7 protein-coding genes are annotated in these 5,640 nt (G+C 42.0%); 2 read left to right on the forward strand and 5 right to left on the reverse strand.

Going from position 1 to position 5,640, the window contains the following annotated elements:
- A partial coding sequence (locus tag DPO_RS25620; protein ID WP_040012309.1) for a hypothetical protein occupies positions 1-765 on the forward strand: 765 nt, incomplete at its 5' end.
- 105 nt (positions 766-870) lie between these two features.
- A complete protein-coding gene (locus DPO_RS23255) occupies positions 871-1,986 on the forward strand; it encodes a hypothetical protein (RefSeq protein ID WP_006968835.1) in 1,116 nt (371 codons plus the stop codon).
- On the opposite strand, the gene DPO_RS23260 is transcribed toward DPO_RS23255, so the two are convergent.
- The 5 genes from DPO_RS23260 to DPO_RS26355 all read right to left on the reverse strand — a co-directional run.
- Positions 1,925-2,626, reverse strand: a complete 702-nt coding sequence (locus DPO_RS23260; RefSeq protein WP_006968836.1) for a class I SAM-dependent methyltransferase — start codon at positions 2,624-2,626, stop codon at positions 1,925-1,927. The genes DPO_RS23255 and DPO_RS23260 overlap by 62 nt on opposite strands.
- Positions 2,607-3,353, reverse strand: a complete 747-nt coding sequence (locus DPO_RS23265; protein WP_006968837.1) for an ATP-binding cassette domain-containing protein — start codon at positions 3,351-3,353, stop codon at positions 2,607-2,609. The genes DPO_RS23260 and DPO_RS23265 overlap by 20 nt, the downstream gene beginning before the upstream one ends.
- 3 nt (positions 3,354-3,356) lie before the next feature.
- The gene (locus DPO_RS23270) at positions 3,357-4,358 is read right to left on the reverse strand and encodes an ABC transporter permease (RefSeq protein ID WP_006968838.1); all 1,002 of its coding nucleotides are present in this window, start codon (positions 4,356-4,358) and stop codon (positions 3,357-3,359) included.
- Between the two features lie 2 nt (positions 4,359-4,360).
- A complete protein-coding gene (locus tag DPO_RS23275) occupies positions 4,361-5,362 on the reverse strand; it encodes an ABC transporter substrate-binding protein (protein WP_006968839.1) in 1,002 nt (333 codons plus the stop codon).
- A gap of 90 nt (positions 5,363-5,452) precedes the next feature.
- Positions 5,453-5,640: hypothetical protein (locus tag DPO_RS26355; protein WP_236610039.1), on the reverse strand; the 188-nt coding region annotated here is incomplete at its 5' end.

The following is a 5,640-nucleotide window of genomic DNA, read 5'->3' on the forward strand; positions in this document are numbered from 1 at the left end:
TATATAGACCGGATTAAGAAGTGGGGCGATACTAAGAAATGGGCTGATCTAGTTTCTTTTGAAACAAGTGGTGGATTCATCGGCTGTATTGAAGTCGATATTGGAGACTATGCACAGCTCTTGACTGAGAGACTAAACAATTCGCACGAGAGTATCTATGCTACATCCTTTTCATCTCATTTTTTGGACACATTAAAGCTGTATAACCCGACACTTGCAGATGAGGAAGACAAGGGTGATGAAGATAACACAAAAGAAAAGGAAACCTGGGAGCATGTCAAAGACTGGTTGGATAAAGTTAACCAAAAGGCTTTCGACAATAAAAAAACATATCAAGTCCGTAGAGTGCAGCTGATAAGTCAAAATGATAACAGCTGGGAGGAAAAAACAGACGATAAGAGTTACGTAGATGCAATTGAAACCTATAAAATATTATATTATAATCCAGGGTCTGATAACATAAAGTCCATTGTAATAAAAAAAGCTCCAGGCAAACCAAAAACTCATGCCAGAACTGGACCTAAATTTTTTGGAGAATATGTAATTTTCGATGAGCGTATTTTAGTAAAATATTCTTTTGAGTTTGAATATTTAGAAATATATTTTGGAAGTATAATTGAAAGCTATATCGATGGATTCAAGCAAGTTTTTGATGCAACCGAGCCAAATACCGGGATAAGTGATTATTGGGAACAGCTTTACAATAGTTTTCAAATCAAAAAAGCAGATGAAAAAGACGAGAAACCACAAGAAGACGATTGTTGACCTTTGATATCCTAATTCATAGAACACTGATGATTTCTTGCCTGCCTGTTTTCGATTTGATATAAGAATAACGAAAAGCCATACACAATAAATGATACTGCCAATATGTACCTGGTAAAACTCAAGACTCCCGCAATCTGGACCAAGCCAGGGCTCAATACCCTCCTGGACATCTGTGGCTGCTCAGAACACGATGTTACGATTGATGAAGTCTATGGTGCGGTGCCCATACTCAGAAGTGGTCGGCCGAGAAATGACCTCAAAGGCCTTACGCTGGTGATGGCCAAAAAGTTCTTTGCCTATTGTAAATCCATCAAGATAAAAACAAATTACCTCTTCAACTCCAAGTATGCGGATGAAGATTTCAGCAAAGAATTTATCAACAACCTGCAAAAAATCATTGAGACTGTTGAGCCGGATATCCTGACGATCAGTTCCATAAAGCTCATCAGAATCATCCATGGGCTCTACCCTCACATGCCCATCAACATTTCCACGGTTTATGGTCTAAAATCCGCTGCGCAGCTTAAAAAAATTCTCGATTTAAAGGAAAAGGGTATAAAAATTGAGAGTCTTTGCCTGCACCACGACTGCACGGTGGACCGGGATCTAAAAAACCTGATTGAGTACATCAATCAGACCGGGCTTAAATTCAGTATCCTGGTCAATGAAAATTGTGAATACCAATGCCCCTACCGCAGTGCCCACTATAAACTCTGGAACAACAGGGACCGGTCGGATCTTTTTGACGCCTATTTATGGTCCTGCGTAACAAATATCATTAAATCACCGGAGAAGCTTGTGGGACTGGCAGGAATGATCCGACCGGAGGATATCGCCTTTTACTCTGAGCTGGGTATCAGAGAATTTAAGATCGCAGGGCGGAACAAACCTGTTGACTGGTTGATCAAAGTCGTCTCAGCTTATGCCAATCAGAGGTACACTGGTAATTTATTGGACCTACTTGTCTTCACCATTCCGCCGGGAATTTCTGCACCTGACCTCTTTTTTGTCCAGAATGATAAAGTCCGACCCATCCGTGAACGCTGGAAATATTCCCCCACCGAATCCGATAGACTGGAAGGGACCCGGTTATTCCAAAAAGGATACTTGAACGTCCGAGATAAACAAAGCCGATATACTATCACAGAAGGCAAAGTTACGGTAAAACAACCGGGGCAGTATCTAAACAGCCTGATGGTGGCTGCCCAAGAATCTTAGTTTTTCTGAAGACCAGAAGGTTCGCAAGATAAGACTCTGCACCTCGGCCCACGTTAATAATTTCTGTGGAAATGAGCTTTGCATAAGGAAAAAACAGATCTGTAATCTGTTTTGAGGATCGATAGTAGACTTTGCAATCTGCAAAATGGCTGTCCCTTTCTCCTGTCGATGTGGCCGTCGGGTCCTTTTCGGACAAAGACGTCGTTATCATTGTTGCTCCAACTGCAGATATCTTAAGAAGAGTATCGATATACACAGACAAGTCCTTGGCTTGAATGTCGTGAAGATGAAGGAAATCAACGACCAGATCGAACTTCACTTCGGGCACGAAACGAACCGAATCTGCTACCATATAAGCGATCTCCAGGCCCTCCGGTGTCATGCCCTTGGCAAGATTGATGGCCCGGTCTGAAGCATCAATACCGTAGACCTTATAACCTGCAGACGCAAGATGGCGGCTTACCTGACCTAATCCGCAACCGATATCCAAGGCATATCCTTCAGCAGATGCAAACTCCCTGATTTTTTGTGCCAGCACCGGATGAATGTCCTTTTCAACCCATGGCAATTCAAAAACATCCCAATTCTGGTACACGTAGTCCCAATTTTTAAATAGGTTGCTACTTGACGTATCCGCCATTTTTTTCCTTTCTATCTGTATCCGAAAAGACCGACCCGTTTTTAAAATCTATCAAACGCCCCCCATGCTCTTTTATAATTTTTGAGTCATGGGTAATCGTGAGGCACAACCATCCTCTGGAGGCATATTCCGATATGATGGCAATACACTTTTCTGAGAGTGTCGGGTCCAGGGAGGCAGTAGGCTCGTCCGCCAGAAGAATTTGAGAGCTTGAATTGGTCTGAAGCTTCAGCAGGGCAAGAATCAGCGCCTGCCGTTCCCCCGGGCTTAATGTAAATACCTTTTTATCGAGTTTGTCGGCCAGTTCGGGTCGGTATGCGCCCATCACTTCGCTGAAAAAGTCATCATTCCCCCTGCACAATGCCGGCTTGAACCAACTTCTTGCAGAATTACGTCCCAATGCGATATCCATATTTTCACGAATGGTCCCGAGCGGTATCACCCCATGGGTGCTGTCCTGAAAAAGGCGGTATACGAATTTGGCCCTTTTATGGATGGAAAGATCAGTAATATCCCTTCCATCAACGAAAATCTTGCCATTTGTCGGAGCGATTCTGCCATCTATTAGATTAAGCAAGGTACTTTTTCCCGACCCGTTGTGACCCGATATGATGACATTTTCACCTGCGCAAAATTTCAGATCTACTCTTTTGAGGGCGCAGACTTCGTTAAAATCACCTTTGTTAAAAATCTTAGTTACTGAATATAGGTAGAGTTTTTCGTCCATTGATTACAACCGTTCCGGAATATTTATCTCTGTAATTTCCTTTTTACGGAATATGTAAAGCAATACCATGATCAGAACAGAAAGCAGTCTCACATCTGAGTTGAAAAATTGGAGTTGATCTGTAGGATCGGGAAACCCCCGGTAGATTTGCCATAGACTGTTTAGACCCCTTACCGCTCTTATAATTAAATAGTATAAAAAGGCCCCCACGAAAGGAGAGATTATGGTCGGCCAGATATCCGTTAAATCTTGGTGGAAGACCCGTATGACCTGTTCTCCGATGACCAGTGACACCAAGGCAACCAGAATCATTCCAAAGCCCATATTAATGGACGCAGAGCCCTCTTGGAACGCAACTAGACTGCCGGAAAAAGCAGCCAGTGCATTTGCAATGCCTAAGCCGAGAATAGCGTATCTCTTTTGATTTACGCCCAAAGATTCCAAAAACATTTTTGAATCCGCCCTTGCAAATCGAATCAGTATTCCCTTCTGTGTTTTAAAAAGGGATAAAAGCATATAAATGACACTGATCGAAATGAGCAAATAAACGAAATTTAATACAGGATAGATTGAAACACTGGTTGAGTCCGGTAGCAGGGTTTGGATCAGTTTAAAATTTTGCTCTTTTAACCAATAAAAACTATTCTGTTCACCGACCAAATAGAGATTAGAATTTGCAACCATTACTCTAAAATTTATCGAATACAAGCCAATGGCAACAAGAATACCACTCAGCAGCTTTCCCAGCCTTAGATAAGTATGCAAAACACCTGTTAGTGTGCCTGCCGTGAAACCGAGTGCCAAAACCAATGGGAAAACTGCTGTCCAATTCAACCCCCATAATTTAGTGCAGGCAACCGCAATTGCTGCACCTAAAGGGAAGGTGCCTTCTACCGACAAATCGGGAAAATCAATGACACGCAGACTAATGAAAACGGACAGGGCAAGAAACCCGTATATCAACCCCTGGTTCAAAGAGTTGTCTAATATAATTAATCCGGTCATGCTTATTCTTTGTAGATTTTATAAGCCTTTGCGATAAAGTATTCGGGAATCGGTTTACCGATATTTTCCGCAGCTTTTGTATTCACTACGATATCTTCCCCCAAATATTCAATCCCAGGCATATTGTCTGCAGAATTTTTCTTTATAATTTCATCTAAAACCTGTGCTGTTTTCTTCCCCATCTTTACGTAGTTAACAGATAAGGCCGCATAGGCTCCTAACTTGACAGTACCTTCATCGACTGCAAAAACAGGAATCTTCGCCCGGGTGGCTACCTCAATAATTGCTGGCGCCTGATCCACTGCCACACTATCGGCCCCGACAAATATAGCATCCGGTCTATTTGTGGCAATGTCCTGTATGGATGTTTTCACCTCATCCCTGCTTGAAACGGCCTGCCCAATGAAGGTAACATTATTTTTTTTACACAACCCAAGGATCTGATCCTTTGATGTCACAGCATTGGGCTCATGGGAATAAACCATCCCCAATCTCTTTAATCCTGGCACCATTTCCTGTACTAAATTGAAACTTCCAGGGAAATCGACGCCATCAGAAAGGCCGGTTGTATTTTTTGAGTTATCAGTAATGCCTATGGAAGCCGGAAAGCTCACGGCACTATATAGGTGGGGGATTCGACCCCCATTTTTTTCAAAGACAGGTTTTGTAGAGGGTGTAGAGATACTCACGATTGTAACCGGGTTCAGATTTAAGAGTTCATCTGCGACGACTGCTGCCTGGCTTGGCTGTGCATTGGCGCTTTTAACGACAAATTGCCAACCGTTTTCTTGGGTATATCCGAGAACCTTCATCTCAGCCAAAAAAGAATCTCTAATGGTGTTCAAAATGATATGGTCTGTAAAAGTTGCAACGCCTATCAATTTTGATTTTCTTGCCACCTTTTCCTTAGGCGTGTTGCCCATACTGAGGAGCAGTGGAATACAGATCACGATAAAAACAAATTGAAACAAAAACTTATTAGGTTTAATATTTCGAAAAACCATTTCTTCCCTCCATGACATATAAAATAGGGTAAATTCTGTTTCAGATTACACTACCGCACTCAAATGGGCTAAAGCAAGCCATTTTTACTGTCAAATTCCGTAGTCAGTGTCTGGGAGGGTTTTGTTAGCCCATTTTTTCGAAAGATTGAGAGCAAAAGCTGATTTTTTTGCTATATTTTTTGGCACTACAAAAATTTTTAGTAATAAAATCAGTGTATTGAGGCATAAATTTTCTCTGTTGGCCAAAGTAGTGCCAAACGATTTATTAAGTCCTGTAA

This window comes from Desulfotignum phosphitoxidans DSM 13687, from assembly GCF_000350545.1.
Lineage (GTDB): Bacteria > Desulfobacterota > Desulfobacteria > Desulfobacterales > Desulfobacteraceae > Desulfotignum > Desulfotignum phosphitoxidans.